This is a genomic window from Paraburkholderia sp. EG287B (genome assembly GCF_040965595.1).
In the GTDB taxonomy this organism is placed as follows: domain Bacteria; phylum Pseudomonadota; class Gammaproteobacteria; order Burkholderiales; family Burkholderiaceae; genus Paraburkholderia.
The window spans coordinates 14,457-29,507 of the sequence record NZ_JBFRCG010000021.1; the positions used below are offsets into that span (position 1 = coordinate 14,457).

Sequence of the window (15,051 nt, forward strand, 5' to 3'; positions counted from 1 at the left end):
CGCGCGCGTTTCTCGCTTACGCCTGCGGCCTCGTGCCGCAGTGCCGGCCCGCTCGCTGCGCACATCGGTGAGGCGTGCTAACGTAGCGCGCCAAGTCCGCCTGTGTGGGTCTTTTCGTACGACACTGGCGGCGTTTATCTGAATCTGGAGGCGGTAATCATGTGGGTGGTCGGGGTCGGTCTCATCCTGAATCTGGTGGCATGTGTCGCCAGCTTTTCGCAGCTGCTGCATCACGTCAGCAATCAGTCCGCGGCGAACTTCTTCGCGACCTTCCTCGTGATGTGGGCCTTCCTGATCATCGGTTTCATCATGCTGCTGGCGGGCAGGGTCAAGGGCGGCGCTGCGCTGCTGACGATCGGCTCGCTGATGTTCGTCGGCGCCAACGTCGTGCTCTTCGGGGCCAGCGCATTCACGATCGCAGCGGCCATCGTGGCCGTCGTAACGATCGTCGGCGCGTTTCGGATCGTGCGCCGACGCCTCGCTGCCTGACGAACCCGCTTCACCCTGGTGGTTCGCGTTCGCGATCTGCGCGCGCGACTTCCGCGGTTTCTCCTGGCCGAATGGCCAATCTTCACGGTAGCGGCGGTTAAGGCGCGTCCGGGTTGGTAAAATCCTGCCCACCGCCTCAGCTCCGCACGCTCACCGCTTTCATGTCCCGTTCCCTCGAAATCCTCAACGAAGTCTTCGGCTATCCCGCGTTTAGAGGGCAGCAAGCCGAAATCGTCGAGCACGTTGCAGGGGGCGGCGATTCGCTGGTGCTCATGCCGACCGGCGGCGGAAAATCGCTCTGCTACCAGATTCCCGCGCTCGTGCGGCACGAAGCCGGGCTTGGTGCCGGCATCGTCGTGTCGCCGCTCATCGCGCTTATGCAGGACCAGGTGGCCGCGCTCACGGAAGTGGGCGTGCGCGCCGCCTATCTCAACTCGACGCTGAGCGGCGCCGAAGCGGCGGCGACCGAGCGGGCGCTGCGCGAAGGCGATCTCGACCTGCTTTACGTCGCGCCCGAGCGCCTCATGACGTCGCGCTTTCTCGACCTGCTCGAGCGCACTCGCATCGGCCTCTTCGCCATCGACGAAGCACACTGCGTCTCGCAATGGGGCCACGACTTCCGGCCCGAATATATCCAGCTCTCGGTGCTGCACGAGCGCTTTCCGAACGTGCCGCGCATCGCGCTCACGGCAACCGCCGACGCCATCACACGCGACGAGATCGCGCACCGTCTCGCGCTCGACGACGCCCGTGTGTTCGTCTCGAGCTTCGACCGGCCGAACATCCGCTACCGCATCGTCGAGAAGGACAACGCGCGTTCTCAGTTGCTCGACTTCATCCGCGCGGAGCACACGCGCGCCGACGGCACCTCGGATGCGGGCGTCGTCTACTGCCTCTCGCGCCGCAAGGTCGAAGAAACGGCCGAGTGGTTGAAGGGGCAGGGGTTGCGCGCGCTGCCGTACCATGCCGGCATGGAATTCGAGGTGCGCCAGAAGCACCAGGAGATGTTCCAGCGCGAGGAGGGCGTGGTGATGTGCGCCACCATCGCGTTCGGCATGGGCATCGACAAGCCAGACGTGCGGTTCGTCGCGCATCTGGATTTGCCCAAGAGCGTGGAAGGCTACTACCAGGAAACCGGTCGCGCAGGCCGCGACGGGCTGGCGGCCAATGCGTGGATGGCCTACGGCCTTGGCGACGTCGTACAGCAGCGCAAGATGATCGACGAGTCCGAGGCCGACGAGCAGCACAAGCGCGTGCAGACGGGCAAGCTCGACGCGCTGCTCGGCCTGTGCGAAGCGGCCACGTGCCGGCGCGTGCGCCTGCTCGCGTACTTTGGCGAAGAGAGCAAGCCGTGCGGCAACTGCGATACCTGCCTCGAGCCGCCCGCCACGTGGGACGCCACGCGTGAGGCGCAAATGGCGCTCTCGTGCGTGTTCCGCGCGCAGCGCGCGAGCGGCTTCAATTTCGGCGCCGGCCATCTGATCGATATCCTGCGCGGCAACCGCAACGAAAAGATCCTGCAGCGCGGGCACGAAAAAATCTCGACCTTCGGCATCGGCTCCGCGCTTTCGGAGCCGGAATGGCGCGCAATCTTCCGGCAACTGGTGGCGTTCGGGTATCTCACCGTCGACCATGACGGCTACGGCTCGCTCGTGCTCACCGAGGCGAGCAAGGCGGTCCTCAAGGGCGAGCAGAATGTCACGATGCGCCGCTACGTGAAGCCCACGCGTACGCGTACGTCGTCGAGCCGCACGAGCGAGCGCGCCGATCCGACCCTTGGTATGAGCCCGCGTCAGCGCTCGCGCTGGGAGCGCCTGCGCCTGTGGCGCACCGAGACTGCGAAGAGCGAGGGCGTGCCGGCCTACGTCATCTTCCACGACGCTACGCTGGCGGAAATCGCGCGCAACGGCCCGGAGTCGGTGGACGAACTGCGCGACATCCCGGGTATCGGGGCGCGCAAGCTCGAGCGCTTTGGCGAGGAGCTCGTCGAGGTCGTCGGCGACGAATAAGGCGCGCTGTTCCCCACCGGGTATTCCGGACGCCGCCGGATTGTCACGGCGCTGTCACTTCCTCTGTCGTCCGAAATGTCGCAAGCCATTGACTCGCTTGGTCTTTTCGGAATATCATGCTGGGTTCCGGTCTTTGGGATGTCTGTGCTCGTCAATTGATTTGACGAAAACTAACGTCAAATAACCAGTTCCGGAGTTCGATACGTATGGTTTTCCGCTTTGCCCGGAAATAAATGCGTCGATTTTGTTCAATTTCAGGAATAAACAATGCCAACCATCAATCAACTGGTTCGCAAAGGCCGCGCTTCGGAAGCTACGAAGAGCAAGTCGCCGGCCCTGCAGGACTGCCCGCAGCGTCGCGGCGTGTGCACCCGTGTGTACACGACGACGCCGAAGAAGCCGAACTCGGCACTCCGTAAGGTCGCCAAGGTGCGCCTGACGAACGGCTTCGAAGTCATTTCGTACATCGGTGGTGAAGGCCACAACCTGCAGGAACACTCGGTCGTGCTGATCCGCGGCGGCCGTGTGAAGGACTTGCCGGGTGTGCGTTACCACATGGTTCGTGGCTCGCTGGATACCCAGGGCGTCAAGGATCGTAAGCAGGCTCGTTCGAAGTACGGCGCGAAGCGCGCGAAGGCTGCGAAGTAAGAGTCAAGCGTCGTCTGCGCTTTCGAGTGCCGGCGATAAAAGCGACAGGTGCCGGATTGGCCGGTGCTGTCGAGTAAGTGGTCACCCGACCAGGCTGGTAAGTCGTAATGGATGAATCGGGTTAGTTGGTGGCCGCGGAGCGTAGGGTTCAATCCACGCTTCAACTGAAAAGTTAAAGGAAGAAACATGCCGCGTCGTCGCGAAGTCCCCAAGCGGGAAGTGTTGCCGGATCCGAAGTTCGGCAACGTTGATGTAGCCAAGTTCATGAACGTGCTGATGCTCTCCGGCAAGAAGTCGGTTGCCGAGCGTATCGTGTACGGCGCTTTCGAACAGATCCAGACCAAGGGTGGCAAGGACCCGCTGGAAGTGTTCACTGTCGCGCTCAACAACGTGAAGCCGGTGGTGGAAGTGAAGAGCCGCCGCGTTGGTGGTGCGAACTATCAGGTTCCGGTCGAAGTGCGCCCCTCGCGTCGTATGGCATTGGCGATGCGTTGGCTGCGTGAAGCCGCGAAGAAGCGCAGCGAGAAGTCGATGGCCCTGCGTCTGGCAGGTGAGCTCTCCGAAGCGGCCGAAGGCCGTGGCGGCGCGATGAAGAAGCGCGACGAAGTTCACCGGATGGCAGAAGCGAACAAGGCGTTCTCGCACTTCCGCTTCTAAGAGAAAGCCCTTACCGGGGCTTGCTCAAAAAACGGAAAAAATTCCGGGCGGGTGCGCTTATCGAGCGCCTCGCCCGTTTGTGTTCAGGCGCGTTGGGATCAACCCGGTCGGGATCGATCCGGCGCGCACCTCCCGATAGAGGATCAAAGTGGCACGCAAGACTCCTATCGAGCGCTACCGCAACATCGGTATTAGCGCTCACATCGACGCCGGCAAGACGACGACGACCGAGCGCATTCTGTTTTACACCGGCGTGAACCACAAGATTGGTGAAGTTCACGACGGCGCCGCGACCATGGACTGGATGGAGCAGGAACAGGAGCGTGGTATCACGATCACGTCCGCTGCTACGACCGCGTTCTGGAAGGGCATGGGCGGCAACTACCCCGAGCACCGCATCAACATCATCGACACCCCGGGCCACGTCGACTTCACGATTGAAGTCGAGCGCTCGATGCGCGTGCTCGACGGCGCGTGCATGGTCTACTGCGCCGTGGGCGGCGTGCAGCCGCAGTCGGAAACGGTGTGGCGTCAGGCGAACAAGTACAAGGTTCCCCGTCTCGCGTTCGTCAACAAGATGGACCGTACCGGCGCGAACTTCTTCAAGGTCTACGACCAGCTGAAGAACCGCCTGAAGGCGAACCCGGTTCCGGTCGTGGTGCCGATCGGCGCGGAAGAAAACTTCAAGGGCGTCGTCGACCTCCTGAAGATGAAAGCGATCATTTGGGACGAGGCCTCGCAAGGCACGAAGTTCGACTACGTCGACATCCCGGCTGAACTCGTTGACACGTGCAACGAGTGGCGCGAAAAGATGATCGAGTCGGCTGCTGAAGCCAGCGAAGAGCTGATGGAAAAGTACCTCGGCGGCGAAGAGCTGTCCGAAGCGGAAATCGTCAAGGCGATCCGCGACCGGACCATCGCTTGCGAAATCCAGCCGATGCTGTGCGGCACCGCGTTCAAGAACAAGGGCGTGCAGCGTATGCTCGACGCCGTGATCGACTTCCTGCCGTCGCCGGTGGACATTCCCCCGGTCACGGGCGAACTCGAAAACGGCGAGAAGGCAGAGCGCCGCGCATCCGACGACGAGAAGTTCTCGGCACTCGCGTTCAAGATCATGACCGACCCGTTCGTCGGCCAGCTGATCTTCTTCCGCGCGTACTCGGGCGTCGTCAACTCGGGTGACACCGTGCTGAACTCGACCAAGGGCAAGAAGGAACGCCTCGGCCGTATTCTGCAGATGCACGCGAACAACCGCGAAGAAATCAAGGAAGTTCGTGCAGGCGACATCGCCGCAGCCGTTGGCCTGAAGGAAGCAACCACGGGCGACACGCTGTGCGACCCGCAAAACCCGATCATCCTGGAACGCATGGTGTTCCCGGAGCCGGTGATTTCGCAGGCCGTCGAGCCGAAGACCAAGGCTGACCAGGAAAAGATGGGCCTCGCCCTGAACCGCCTGGCACAGGAAGACCCGTCGTTCCGCGTCCAGACGGACGAGGAATCGGGCCAGACCATCATTTCGGGTATGGGCGAGCTCCACCTCGAAATTCTGGTCGACCGCATGAAGCGCGAATTCAACGTGGAAGCGACCGTCGGCAAGCCGCAGGTTGCGTACCGCGAAACGATCCGCGCCACGGCGAAGGATGTCGAAGGCAAGTTCGTCAAGCAGTCGGGCGGTCGCGGCCAGTTCGGTCACGCTGTCATCACGCTTGAGCCGAACGAGCAGGGCAAGGGCTACGAGTTCCTGGACGAGATCAAGGGCGGTGTGATTCCGCGCGAATTCATCCCGGCGGTGGACAAGGGTATCCAGGAAACGCTGAAGGCTGGCGTGCTGGCGGGCTTCCCGGTCGTCGACGTGAAGGTTCACCTGACGTTCGGTTCGTACCACGACGTTGACTCGAACGAAAATGCGTTCCGCATGGCTGGTTCGATGGCGTTCAAGGAAGCAATGCGCAAGGCGCAGCCGGTCATCCTCGAACCGATGATGGCTGTCGAAGTCGAAACGCCGGAAGACTACATGGGCAACGTGATGGGCGACCTGTCGGGCCGTCGCGGTATCGTCCAGGGCATGGAAGACATGGTTGGCGGCGGCAAGATCGTTCGCGCTGAAGTGCCGCTGTCGGAAATGTTCGGCTACTCGACGTCGCTGCGCTCGCTGACGCAAGGTCGTGCAACGTACACGATGGAATTCAAGCACTACGCAGAAGCACCGCGTAACGTGGCCGACGCGATCATCAGCGCGAAGGCGAAGTAAGCATCGGCGCTCATTTGAGCACGCAGCGGGCCCGGCATGGGCTGGGCCCGCGTAGCACAGTCACCGATTCATCACTTTTTTGAAAGAAGAGAAACATGGCAAAAGGTAAATTCGAACGGACCAAGCCGCACGTGAACGTGGGCACGATCGGTCACGTTGACCACGGCAAGACCACGCTGACGGCAGCGATCACGACGGTTCTGACCGCGAAGTTCGGCGGCGAAGCGAAGGCGTACGACCAGATCGACGCGGCGCCGGAAGAAAAGGCACGTGGTATTACCATCAACACCGCGCACGTCGAGTACGAAACGGCTAACCGCCACTACGCACACGTCGACTGCCCGGGCCACGCTGACTACGTGAAGAACATGATCACGGGCGCGGCGCAGATGGACGGCGCGATCCTGGTGTGCTCGGCCGCTGACGGCCCGATGCCGCAAACGCGTGAGCACATCCTGCTCGCCCGTCAGGTCGGCGTGCCTTACATCATCGTGTTCCTGAACAAGTGCGACATGGTCGACGACGCCGAGCTGCTCGAGCTGGTCGAAATGGAAGTGCGCGAGCTCCTGTCGAAGTACGACTTCCCGGGCGACGACACGCCGATCATCAAGGGTTCGGCCAAGCTGGCGCTGGAAGGCGACAAGGGCGAACTGGGTGAAGTGGCGATCATGAACCTGGCCGACGCACTGGACACGTACATCCCGACGCCGGAGCGCGCAGTTGACGGCGCCTTCCTGATGCCGGTGGAAGACGTGTTCTCGATCTCGGGTCGCGGCACGGTGGTGACGGGTCGCGTCGAGCGCGGCATCGTCAAGGTCGGCGAGGAAATCGAAATCGTCGGTATCAAGCCGACGGTGAAGACGACCTGCACGGGCGTGGAAATGTTCCGCAAGCTGCTCGACCAGGGTCAGGCAGGCGACAACGTGGGTATCCTGCTGCGCGGCACGAAGCGTGAAGACGTGGAGCGTGGCCAGGTGCTGGCCAAGCCGGGTTCGATCACGCCGCACACGCACTTCACGGCTGAAGTGTACGTGCTGAGCAAGGACGAAGGCGGCCGTCACACGCCGTTCTTCAACAACTACCGTCCGCAGTTCTACTTCCGTACGACGGACGTGACGGGCTCGATCGAGCTGCCGAAGGACAAGGAAATGGTCATGCCGGGCGACAACGTGTCGATCACGGTGAAGCTGATCGCTCCGATCGCGATGGAAGAAGGTCTGCGCTTCGCAATCCGCGAAGGTGGCCGTACCGTCGGCGCCGGCGTGGTTGCAAAGATCATCGAGTAAATCGAGTAGAATACTCGGCTCGCTGTAGAAGTTGATGTACCCAGGGACCACCTCGCGGCGCCTTGCCGCAGGGTGGTCCTGCGCTCTTTATCTCGTCTGGCGGCGCAAGTCCGCCTCGCTCTTTTCAAGGAATCATCATGCAGAACCAAAAAATCCGTATCCGTCTGAAGGCTTTCGACTACCGTCTGATCGACCAGTCGGCTGCTGAAATCGTCGATACGGCGAAGCGCACGGGCGCCATCGTGCGCGGTCCGGTGCCGCTGCCGACGCGTATCCAGCGTTTCGACATCCTGCGTTCGCCGCACGTCAACAAGACGTCGCGCGATCAGCTCGAAATCCGCACGCACCTGCGCCTGATGGACATCGTCGACCCGACGGACAAGACCGTTGACGCGCTGATGAAGCTGGACCTCCCGGCTGGCGTGGACGTCGAAATCAAGCTGCAGTAAGAGCCTCCAGCGCCGCCAGAAACTTCGGGTGGCGCTAAGTCTTTGATTGCTTGCGGAAAACGAGAAAGGTCGTTATACTTGACGTCTTTTCGCGCGTTTGCGCAAAAAATCGGTGTGTCCCTTTCGAGCCTTTACCTCGAAAACATGCCGGTACTTTGTAAATTAGCCCCGACCAATCGCAGTCGGGAATGGAGAAAACGATGAGCCTTGGACTCGTAGGTCGCAAGGTTGGCATGACCCGTATCTTCACGGCCGAAGGGGATTCGATTCCCGTGACCGTGCTGGACGTGTCCGACAACCGCGTGACGCAGATCAAGACTGTAGAAACCGACGGCTACACGGCCGTGCAGGTTACTTTCGGTACGCGCCGTGCATCGCGCGTGACGAAGCCGCTCGCAGGTCATCTCGCCAAAGCTGGCGTTCAAGCCGGTGAAATCCTCAAGGAATTCCAGATCGACGCCGCTAAGGCCGCCGAACTGTCCGCTGGCGCCGTGATCGGTGTGGAACTCTTCGAAGAAGGCCAGAAGATCGACGTGCAAGGCACCTCGATCGGTAAGGGCTACGCCGGTACCATCAAGCGTTACAACTTCGCTTCGGGTCGTGCTTCGCACGGTAACTCGCGCTCGCACAATGTGCCGGGCTCGATCGGTATGGCGCAGGATCCGGGTCGCGTGTTCCCGGGCAAGCGCATGACCGGTCACATGGGTGACGAAACCGTGACGGTGCAAAACCTCGAAATCGCCCGTATCGACGCAGAGCGCAAGCTGCTGCTGGTCAAGGGTGCCGTGCCGGGTGCAAAGGGCGGCAAGGTTTTCGTGACGCCCGCCGTCAAGGCGCGCGCCAAGAAAGGAGCGCAATAATGGAACTGAAGCTCCTGAACGCTAATGGTCAGGAAGGCGCAGCGGTTAACGCGTCGGACGTCGTGTTCGGCCGTGACTACAACGAAGCGCTGATCCACCAGATCGTTGTCGCCTACCAGGCGAACGCGCGCAGCGGTAACCGCGCGCAGAAGGACCGCGAACAGGTCAAGCACACCACCAAGAAGCCGTGGCGTCAGAAGGGTACGGGCCGCGCTCGTGCCGGTATGTCGTCGAGCCCGCTGTGGCGCGGCGGTGGTCGCATCTTCCCGAATTCGCCGGAAGAAAACTTCTCGCACAAGGTCAACAAGAAGATGCATCGCGCAGGCCTCTGCTCGATCTTCTCGCAGCTGGCCCGCGAAGGCCGCATCTCGGTCGTCGAAGAGCTCTCGCTCGAAGCGCCGAAGACGAAGCTGCTGGCCGAAAAGTTCAAGGCCATGGGTCTCGAATCCGTGCTGGTCATCACCGACACGGTCGACGAGAACCTGTATCTCGCGTCGCGCAACCTGCCCCACGTGGCAGTCGTTGAGCCGCGTTTTGCCGACCCGCTCTCGCTGATCTACTTCAAGAAGATCCTGATCACGAAGGCAGCGGTCGCCCAGATCGAGGAGTTGCTGTCATGAGCGAGATTCGCAAGAACGATCATCGTTTGATGCAGGTCCTGCTCGCACCGGTGATCTCCGAAAAGGCGACGCTGGTTGCGGAGAAGAACGAACAAGTCGTCTTCGAAGTCGCGCCGGACGCGAACAAGCAGGAAGTCAAAGCTGCTGTCGAGCTGCTGTTCAAGGTGGAAGTCGAGTCCGTCAACGTGCTGGTCCAGAAGGGCAAAGCCAAGCGCTTTGGCCGCTTCAACGGCAAGCGCAAGGACGTGAAGAAGGCGTATGTCTGCCTGAAGCCCGGCCAGGAAATCAACTTTGAAGCGGAGGCCAAGTAATCATGGCAATCGTGAAAGTTAAGCCGACCTCGCCGGGTCGCCGCGCGATGGTCAAGATCGTCAACAAGGACCTCCATAAGGGCGCACCGTTCGCGGCGCTGCTCGAAAAGAAGTCCTCGACGGCTGGCCGTAACAACAACGGTCGCATCACGACGCGTCACCAGGGTGGCGGTCACAAGCAGCACTACCGTGTGATCGATTTCCGTCGTACGAAGGATGGCATCCCCGCGAAGGTGGAGCGTCTCGAGTATGACCCGAACCGTAGCGCGAACATTGCGCTGGTTCTTTACGCAGACGGCGAGCGCCGCTACATCATCGCGCCGAAGGGCGTGACGGTTGGCACGCAGCTGATGTCGGGTTCGGAAGCGCCGATCCGTGCAGGCAACACGCTGCCGATCCGCAACATTCCGGTCGGTACGACGATCCACTGCATCGAAATGCTGCCGGGCAAGGGCGCGCAAATGGCGCGTTCGGCTGGCACGTCGGCAATGCTGCTGGCACGTGAAGGCGTCTACGCGCAGGTTCGTCTGCGTTCGGGCGAAATCCGCCGCGTGCACGTCGAATGCCGCGCAACGATCGGTGAAGTCGGCAACGAAGAGCACAGCCTCCGTCAAATCGGTAAGGCTGGCGCGAACCGCTGGCGCGGTATCCGCCCGACGGTCCGTGGCGTTGCAATGAACCCGGTCGACCACCCGCACGGTGGTGGCGAAGGCAAGACTGCGGCTGGTCGCGACCCGGTGAGCCCGTGGGGCACGCCGACGAAGGGCTATCGCACCCGCAGCAACAAGCGCACGACGAGCATGATCGTCCAGCGCCGTCACAAGCGTTAAGGAGTAGGCAATGGCACGTTCTATTAAGAAAGGTCCGTTCTGCGACGCCCATTTGCTGAAGAAGGTTGAGGCGGCTGCAGCATCGCGTGACAAGAAACCGATCAAGACCTGGTCGCGTCGCTCGACGATCCTGCCGGATTTCATCGGCCTGACGATCGCCGTGCACAACGGCCGTCAACACGTTCCCGTGTATGTCACGGAAAACATGGTCGGCCACAAGCTTGGCGAGTTCGCACTGACCCGTACGTTCAAGGGTCACGCGGCCGACAAGAAGGCCAAGAAATAAGGGGCAATCAAGATGGAAGTGAAGGCAATTCATCGCGGTGCCCGCATCTCGGCGCAGAAGACGCGCCTTGTGGCTGACCAGATCCGCGGTCTGCCGGTCGACAAGGCACTGAACGTTCTGACGTTCTCGCCGAAGAAAGCGGCTGGCATCGTGAAAAAGGTTGTGCTCTCGGCGATCGCAAACGCGGAACACAACGAAGGTGCTGATATCGACGAGCTCAAGATCAAGAGCATCTACGTCGACAAGGCAGCTTCGCTGAAGCGTTTCACCGCGCGCGCCAAGGGCCGCGGCAACCGCATCGAGAAGCAATCCTGTCACATCACTGTGACGGTCGGGAATTAAGGAGCCATACGATGGGACAGAAAATTCATCCGACTGGCTTCCGTTTGGCCGTCAGCCGCAATTGGGCTTCGCGTTGGTACGCGAACAACAACAATTTCGCGGCGATGTTGAAGGAAGACATCGGTGTTCGTGAATACCTGAAGAAGAAGCTGAAGAACGCTTCGGTGGGCCGTGTTGTGATCGAGCGTCCGGCTAAGAACGCTCGCATCACGATTTACAGCTCGCGCCCGGGTGTGGTGATCGGCAAGAAGGGCGAGGACATCGAACTCCTCAAGGCCGAACTCCAGAAGCGCATGGGCGTTCCGGTTCACGTGAACATCGAGGAAATCCGCAAGCCGGAAACCGATGCTCAACTGATCGCCGATTCGATCACGCAGCAGCTCGAGCGCCGCATCATGTTCCGTCGCGCAATGAAGCGCGCGATGCAGAACGCAATGCGTCTGGGTGCCCAGGGCATCAAGATCATGAGCGCCGGCCGTCTGAACGGTATCGAAATCGCACGTACCGAGTGGTACCGCGAAGGTCGAGTGCCGCTTCACACGCTGCGTGCCGACATCGACTACGCAACCTCGGAAGCGAAGACGACGTACGGCATCATCGGCGTGAAGGTTTGGGTCTACAAGGGCGACACGCTCGGCCGCAACGACGCACCGGTGGTGGAAGAAGTCGCCGAAGAAAAGCGTCCGCGCCGCAATGCGCGTCCGGGCGATCGTCGTCCGCGCCGTGATGGCGAAGGCGCACCGGGTGCCCGTCGTGGCGCACCGCGCCGTGGCGCCGGCGGTGACGGCAAGAGTGGAGAATAACGATGCTGCAACCGAAACGCAGGAAGTATCGCAAAGAGCAGAAGGGTCGTAACACCGGTATCGCAACGCGCGGCAACGCCGTTTCGTTCGGTGAATACGGTCTGAAGGCTATCGGTCGTGGTCGCCTGACCGCGCGTCAGATTGAAGCTGCGCGTCGTGCAATGACGCGTCACATCAAGCGTGGCGGCCGCATCTGGATCCGTATCTTCCCGGACAAGCCGATCTCGCAAAAGCCGGCGGAAGTGCGTATGGGTAACGGTAAGGGTAACCCTGAGTACTACGTCGCCGAGATTCAGCCGGGCAAGATGCTGTATGAAATGGATGGTGTGTCCGAAGAACTGGCCCGTGAAGCCTTCCGTCTGGCTGCAGCCAAGCTGCCGCTGAAGACGGTCTTCATGGTTCGCCAGCTCGGCGCCTAAGGAGTGATTGATGAAGGCATCTGAACTTCTTCAGAAAGACAAGGCCGCGCTCGACAAAGAGCTGTCGGACCTCTTGAAGGCGCAATTCGGCCTGCGCATGCAACTCGCGACCCAGCAGCTCACGAACACGAGCCAGCTGAAGAAGGTTCGTCGCGACATCGCACGTGTGCGGACCGTCCTGACTCAGAAGGCGAACCAGAAATGAACGAAAGCGTGAAAACCTCGCTTAAGCGGACGCTGGTCGGCAAGGTCGTCAGCAACAAGATGGACAAGACGGTCACCGTCCTGGTCGAGCGCCGCGTCAAGCACCCGATCTACGGCAAGTACGTTGTGCAGTCGAAGAAGTACCACGCTCACGACGAAGCGAACACGTACAACGAGGGTGACCTCGTTGAAATCCAGGAAACCCGTCCTCTCTCGAAGACGAAGGCCTGGACCGTGTCGAAGCTGATCGAAGCAGCACGCGTCATCTAAAAGTGGCGCAACACCCCGGGGAGCAACTTCCCGGGGTGTAGAAGTAATTGAAATCGCTGAAGATTTCGCTTGCTAGACCAAGATTATCGAGTTATAGTCTTGGTCTTCCCTCTTTATGGGTTTGCTGTTGGCAAAGCGGCAGGCGGAAATAGGTGGGGAAGCAGATTCGGACGCCAGTCCGGGTTAGCAAGATTCACCGGAATGCGATGGCCGGTTTCGTTTGCCGTCGCTGCTGTTCTTACCCAAGCAGCTGAGCGGTCGTTCTAGTGGCGGCGCGGCTGACGGGACCAAGACTGACCGGATGTGCCATGGTGGCGCGACCGGATTAAGTTGGGAAAGATAAACCATGATCCAGACCGAAACTCGGCTTGAAGTAGCCGACAACACGGGTGCACGTGAAGTCCTGTGCATCAAGGTGCTCGGCGGCTCGAAGCGTCGTTATGCCAGCATTGGCGACATCATCAAGGTGAGCGTCAAGGAAGCAACGCCGCGCGGGCGCGTAAAGAAGGGCGAAATCTACAACGCTGTTGTGGTTCGCACTGCGAAGGGCGTGCGCCGTCAAGACGGCTCGCTGATCAAGTTCGATGGCAACGCCGCCGTGCTTTTGAATACCAAGCTTGAGCCGATCGGCACCCGTATCTTCGGGCCGGTTACGCGTGAGCTGCGTAGCGAACGATTCATGAAGATCGTTTCGCTGGCGCCGGAAGTGCTGTAAGGAGCCGCGATGAACAAGATTCGCAAGGGTGACGAAGTTATCGTCGTTACCGGCAAAGATAAGGGCAAGCGCGGCGTCGTGCTGGCCATCGGCGAAGAGCGCGTCACTGTCGAAGGCATCAACATCGCGAAGAAGCATGTGAAGCCGAACCCCATGAAGGGTACGACGGGTGGCGTGGAAGCCAAGGCAATGCCGCTGGCTATCTCGAACGTCGCACTGGTCGACGCGAACGGTAAGCCGTCGCGCGTGGGCATCAAGGTCGAAGGGGACAAGAAGGTTCGTTTCCTGAAGACGACCGGTGCTGTTCTGAGCGCCTGACGCTGCGGAGTAAAAAATGGCACGTTTGCAAGAATTTTATAAAGAGAAGGTCGTTCCTGGCCTGATCGAGAAGTTCGGTTACAAGTCGGTCATGGAAGTGCCGCGCCTCACCAAGATCACCCTGAACATGGGTGTTGGTGAAGCCGTCGCTGACAAGAAGGTCCTCGAGCACGCCGTTGGCGACCTCACGAAGATCGCCGGCCAGAAGCCCGTCATCACGAAGTCGCGCAAGGCAATCGCCGGCTTCAAGATTCGCGAAGGCTACCCGATCGGCACGATGGTTACGCTGCGTGGCAATGCCATGTACGAATTCCTGGACCGTTTCGTGACGGTTGCGCTGCCCCGCGTGCGCGACTTCCGTGGCGTGTCGGGCAAGGCATTCGACGGCCGTGGTAACTACAACATCGGTGTGAAAGAGCAGATCATTTTCCCCGAAATCGACTACGACAAGATCGACGCGCTGCGTGGGCTGAACATCAGCATCACGACGACCGCGAAGACCGACGAAGAAGCAAAGGCACTGCTCGCCGGCTTCAAGTTCCCGTTCAGAAACTGAGGTTACCGTGGCTAAACTGGCACTGATCGAACGTGAAAAGAAGCGCGCTCGTCTGGCAGCGAAATTCGCGCCGAAGCGCGCAGCGCTGAAGGCGATCATCGACGACCAAAGCAAGTCGGAAGAAGAGCGCTATTCGGCTCGCCTGGAACTGCAACAACTGCCCCGCAACTCGAACCCGACTCGCAAGCGTAACCGCTGCGCGCTCACGGGTCGTCCGCGTGGCACGTTCCGCAAATTCGGTCTCGCACGTAACAAGATTCGTGAAATCGCGTTCCGTGGTGAGATCCCTGGCATCACCAAGGCGAGCTGGTAATAGGAGAAACATAAATGAGCATGAGTGATCCTATCGCCGATATGCTGACTCGCATCCGCAATGCGCAGATGGTCGAGAAGGTTTCGGTTGCTATGCCCTCGTCGAAAGTGAAGATTGCGATTGCGCAGGTTCTGAAGGACGAAGGCTATATCGACGACTTCGCGGTGAAAACCGAAGGTGCGAAGTCGGAATTGAACATCGCGTTGAAGTACTACGCTGGCCGTCCCGTTATCGAGCGCATCGAACGCGTCTCGAAGCCGGGTCTGCGCGTGTACCGCGGCCGCAACGACATTCCGCAGGTCATGAACGGCCTGGGCGTTGCGATCGTGTCGACGCCGAAGGGTGTGATGACGGACCGCAAGGCGCGCGCTACTGGCGTCGGCGGCGAAGTTATCTGCTACGTCGCTTAAGGCCT

Annotated in this window: 22 protein-coding genes; all 22 read left to right on the forward strand. The window is 60.6% G+C overall.

Going from position 1 to position 15,051, the window contains the following annotated elements; genetic code table 11:
- The first annotated feature begins 159 nt into the window (after nucleotides 1–159).
- A complete protein-coding gene (locus tag AB4Y40_RS32845; RefSeq protein WP_368691423.1) occupies nucleotides 160–489 on the forward strand; it encodes a hypothetical protein in 330 nt (109 codons plus the stop codon).
- 161 nt (nucleotides 490–650) lie between these two features.
- Nucleotides 651–2,498 (forward strand): DNA helicase RecQ, encoded by a 1,848-nt coding sequence (recQ, locus tag AB4Y40_RS32850; protein WP_368691424.1) that lies wholly within the window; start codon nucleotides 651–653, stop codon nucleotides 2,496–2,498.
- Nucleotides 2,499–2,765: 267 nt separating this feature from the next.
- Complete coding sequence (gene rpsL, locus AB4Y40_RS32855; protein ID WP_027797953.1) at nucleotides 2,766–3,146, forward strand: 30S ribosomal protein S12; 381 nt, start codon at nucleotides 2,766–2,768, stop codon at nucleotides 3,144–3,146.
- A 186-nt stretch (nucleotides 3,147–3,332) separates the two neighbouring features.
- The gene (gene rpsG / locus AB4Y40_RS32860) at nucleotides 3,333–3,803 is read left to right on the forward strand and encodes a 30S ribosomal protein S7 (protein ID WP_006053291.1); all 471 of its coding nucleotides are present in this window, start codon (nucleotides 3,333–3,335) and stop codon (nucleotides 3,801–3,803) included.
- 148 nt (nucleotides 3,804–3,951) lie between these two features.
- Nucleotides 3,952–6,054 (forward strand): elongation factor G, encoded by a 2,103-nt coding sequence (gene fusA / locus AB4Y40_RS32865; RefSeq protein WP_368691425.1) that lies wholly within the window; start codon nucleotides 3,952–3,954, stop codon nucleotides 6,052–6,054.
- Nucleotides 6,055–6,149: 95 nt separating this feature from the next.
- Nucleotides 6,150–7,340: an elongation factor Tu gene (gene tuf / locus AB4Y40_RS32870; protein ID WP_028371383.1), complete on the forward strand. Its 1,191-nt coding sequence runs from the start codon at nucleotides 6,150–6,152 to the stop codon at nucleotides 7,338–7,340.
- A gap of 137 nt (nucleotides 7,341–7,477) precedes the next feature.
- On the forward strand, nucleotides 7,478–7,789 hold the full coding sequence (gene rpsJ, locus AB4Y40_RS32875; protein ID WP_017777154.1) for a 30S ribosomal protein S10: 312 nt from the start codon (nucleotides 7,478–7,480) through the stop codon (nucleotides 7,787–7,789).
- 200 nt (nucleotides 7,790–7,989) lie between these two features.
- Nucleotides 7,990–8,649, forward strand: coding sequence for a 50S ribosomal protein L3 (gene rplC / locus AB4Y40_RS32880; RefSeq protein WP_028206511.1), 660 nt, complete (start codon nucleotides 7,990–7,992; stop codon nucleotides 8,647–8,649).
- Nucleotides 8,649–9,269, forward strand: a complete 621-nt coding sequence (gene rplD, locus AB4Y40_RS32885) for a 50S ribosomal protein L4 (protein ID WP_028213350.1) — start codon at nucleotides 8,649–8,651, stop codon at nucleotides 9,267–9,269. Before rplC ends, rplD begins: the two co-directional genes overlap by 1 nt.
- Complete coding sequence (gene rplW / locus AB4Y40_RS32890; protein WP_028206513.1) at nucleotides 9,266–9,580, forward strand: 50S ribosomal protein L23; 315 nt, start codon at nucleotides 9,266–9,268, stop codon at nucleotides 9,578–9,580. Before rplD ends, rplW begins: the two co-directional genes overlap by 4 nt.
- 2 nt (nucleotides 9,581–9,582) lie before the next feature.
- Nucleotides 9,583–10,410 (forward strand): 50S ribosomal protein L2, encoded by an 828-nt coding sequence (rplB, locus tag AB4Y40_RS32895; protein ID WP_069268211.1) that lies wholly within the window; start codon nucleotides 9,583–9,585, stop codon nucleotides 10,408–10,410.
- Nucleotides 10,411–10,420: 10 nt separating this feature from the next.
- A complete protein-coding gene (gene rpsS, locus AB4Y40_RS32900) occupies nucleotides 10,421–10,696 on the forward strand; it encodes a 30S ribosomal protein S19 (RefSeq protein ID WP_006998484.1) in 276 nt (91 codons plus the stop codon).
- Between the two features lie 12 nt (nucleotides 10,697–10,708).
- Nucleotides 10,709–11,038 carry a 50S ribosomal protein L22 gene (gene rplV, locus AB4Y40_RS32905; protein ID WP_004199272.1) on the forward strand — a complete coding sequence of 110 codons (330 nt, stop codon included), beginning with the start codon at nucleotides 10,709–10,711 and terminating at the stop codon, nucleotides 11,036–11,038.
- An 11-nt stretch (nucleotides 11,039–11,049) separates the two neighbouring features.
- On the forward strand, nucleotides 11,050–11,841 hold the full coding sequence (gene rpsC, locus AB4Y40_RS32910) for a 30S ribosomal protein S3 (protein WP_027797287.1): 792 nt from the start codon (nucleotides 11,050–11,052) through the stop codon (nucleotides 11,839–11,841).
- A gap of 2 nt (nucleotides 11,842–11,843) precedes the next feature.
- Complete coding sequence (rplP, locus tag AB4Y40_RS32915; protein ID WP_042269753.1) at nucleotides 11,844–12,260, forward strand: 50S ribosomal protein L16; 417 nt, start codon at nucleotides 11,844–11,846, stop codon at nucleotides 12,258–12,260.
- Between the two features lie 10 nt (nucleotides 12,261–12,270).
- Entirely contained in the window at nucleotides 12,271–12,465 is a 195-nt protein-coding gene (gene rpmC / locus AB4Y40_RS32920; RefSeq protein ID WP_028206515.1) for a 50S ribosomal protein L29, read from the forward strand.
- Nucleotides 12,462–12,734: a 30S ribosomal protein S17 gene (gene rpsQ / locus AB4Y40_RS32925; RefSeq protein WP_028206516.1), complete on the forward strand. Its 273-nt coding sequence runs from the start codon at nucleotides 12,462–12,464 to the stop codon at nucleotides 12,732–12,734. The genes rpmC and rpsQ overlap by 4 nt, the downstream gene beginning before the upstream one ends.
- 346 nt (nucleotides 12,735–13,080) lie before the next feature.
- Nucleotides 13,081–13,449, forward strand: coding sequence for a 50S ribosomal protein L14 (gene rplN, locus AB4Y40_RS32930; protein WP_028206517.1), 369 nt, complete (start codon nucleotides 13,081–13,083; stop codon nucleotides 13,447–13,449).
- Nucleotides 13,450–13,458: 9 nt separating this feature from the next.
- The gene (gene rplX / locus AB4Y40_RS32935; RefSeq protein WP_069268212.1) at nucleotides 13,459–13,767 is read left to right on the forward strand and encodes a 50S ribosomal protein L24; all 309 of its coding nucleotides are present in this window, start codon (nucleotides 13,459–13,461) and stop codon (nucleotides 13,765–13,767) included.
- Between the two features lie 16 nt (nucleotides 13,768–13,783).
- Nucleotides 13,784–14,323: a 50S ribosomal protein L5 gene (rplE, locus tag AB4Y40_RS32940; protein ID WP_069268213.1), complete on the forward strand. Its 540-nt coding sequence runs from the start codon at nucleotides 13,784–13,786 to the stop codon at nucleotides 14,321–14,323.
- A 7-nt stretch (nucleotides 14,324–14,330) separates the two neighbouring features.
- Nucleotides 14,331–14,636, forward strand: a complete 306-nt coding sequence (gene rpsN, locus AB4Y40_RS32945; protein WP_069268214.1) for a 30S ribosomal protein S14 — start codon at nucleotides 14,331–14,333, stop codon at nucleotides 14,634–14,636.
- Nucleotides 14,637–14,650: 14 nt separating this feature from the next.
- Complete coding sequence (rpsH, locus tag AB4Y40_RS32950) at nucleotides 14,651–15,046, forward strand: 30S ribosomal protein S8 (protein ID WP_027819345.1); 396 nt, start codon at nucleotides 14,651–14,653, stop codon at nucleotides 15,044–15,046.
- The last annotated feature ends 5 nt before the right edge of the window (nucleotides 15,047–15,051 follow it).

Bases quoted from the DNA above. Each gene is read 5' to 3' on its own strand.
- rplX (WP_069268212.1), top strand. From the start codon at position 13,459: ATGAACAAGATTCGCAAGGGTGACGAAGTTATCGTCGTTACCGGCAAA.
- rplD (WP_028213350.1), top strand. From the start codon at position 8,649: ATGGAACTGAAGCTCCTGAACGCTAATGGTCAGGAAGGCGCAGCGGTT.
- AB4Y40_RS32845 (WP_368691423.1), top strand. From the start codon at position 160: ATGTGGGTGGTCGGGGTCGGTCTCATCCTGAATCTGGTGGCATGTGTC.
- rpsH (WP_027819345.1), top strand. From the start codon at position 14,651: ATGAGCATGAGTGATCCTATCGCCGATATGCTGACTCGCATCCGCAAT.
- rplV (WP_004199272.1), top strand. From the start codon at position 10,709: ATGGAAGTGAAGGCAATTCATCGCGGTGCCCGCATCTCGGCGCAGAAG.
- rpsJ (WP_017777154.1), top strand. From the start codon at position 7,478: ATGCAGAACCAAAAAATCCGTATCCGTCTGAAGGCTTTCGACTACCGT.
- rpsQ (WP_028206516.1), top strand. From the start codon at position 12,462: ATGAACGAAAGCGTGAAAACCTCGCTTAAGCGGACGCTGGTCGGCAAG.
- rplN (WP_028206517.1), top strand. From the start codon at position 13,081: ATGATCCAGACCGAAACTCGGCTTGAAGTAGCCGACAACACGGGTGCA.
- rplB (WP_069268211.1), top strand. From the start codon at position 9,583: ATGGCAATCGTGAAAGTTAAGCCGACCTCGCCGGGTCGCCGCGCGATG.
- rpsC (WP_027797287.1), top strand. From the start codon at position 11,050: ATGGGACAGAAAATTCATCCGACTGGCTTCCGTTTGGCCGTCAGCCGC.
- rplW (WP_028206513.1), top strand. From the start codon at position 9,266: ATGAGCGAGATTCGCAAGAACGATCATCGTTTGATGCAGGTCCTGCTC.
- rpmC (WP_028206515.1), top strand. From the start codon at position 12,271: ATGAAGGCATCTGAACTTCTTCAGAAAGACAAGGCCGCGCTCGACAAA.
- rplE (WP_069268213.1), top strand. From the start codon at position 13,784: ATGGCACGTTTGCAAGAATTTTATAAAGAGAAGGTCGTTCCTGGCCTG.
- rpsS (WP_006998484.1), top strand. From the start codon at position 10,421: ATGGCACGTTCTATTAAGAAAGGTCCGTTCTGCGACGCCCATTTGCTG.
- tuf (WP_028371383.1), top strand. From the start codon at position 6,150: ATGGCAAAAGGTAAATTCGAACGGACCAAGCCGCACGTGAACGTGGGC.
- recQ (WP_368691424.1), top strand. From the start codon at position 651: ATGTCCCGTTCCCTCGAAATCCTCAACGAAGTCTTCGGCTATCCCGCG.
- rplP (WP_042269753.1), top strand. From the start codon at position 11,844: ATGCTGCAACCGAAACGCAGGAAGTATCGCAAAGAGCAGAAGGGTCGT.
- rpsG (WP_006053291.1), top strand. From the start codon at position 3,333: ATGCCGCGTCGTCGCGAAGTCCCCAAGCGGGAAGTGTTGCCGGATCCG.
- rpsL (WP_027797953.1), top strand. From the start codon at position 2,766: ATGCCAACCATCAATCAACTGGTTCGCAAAGGCCGCGCTTCGGAAGCT.
- rplC (WP_028206511.1), top strand. From the start codon at position 7,990: ATGAGCCTTGGACTCGTAGGTCGCAAGGTTGGCATGACCCGTATCTTC.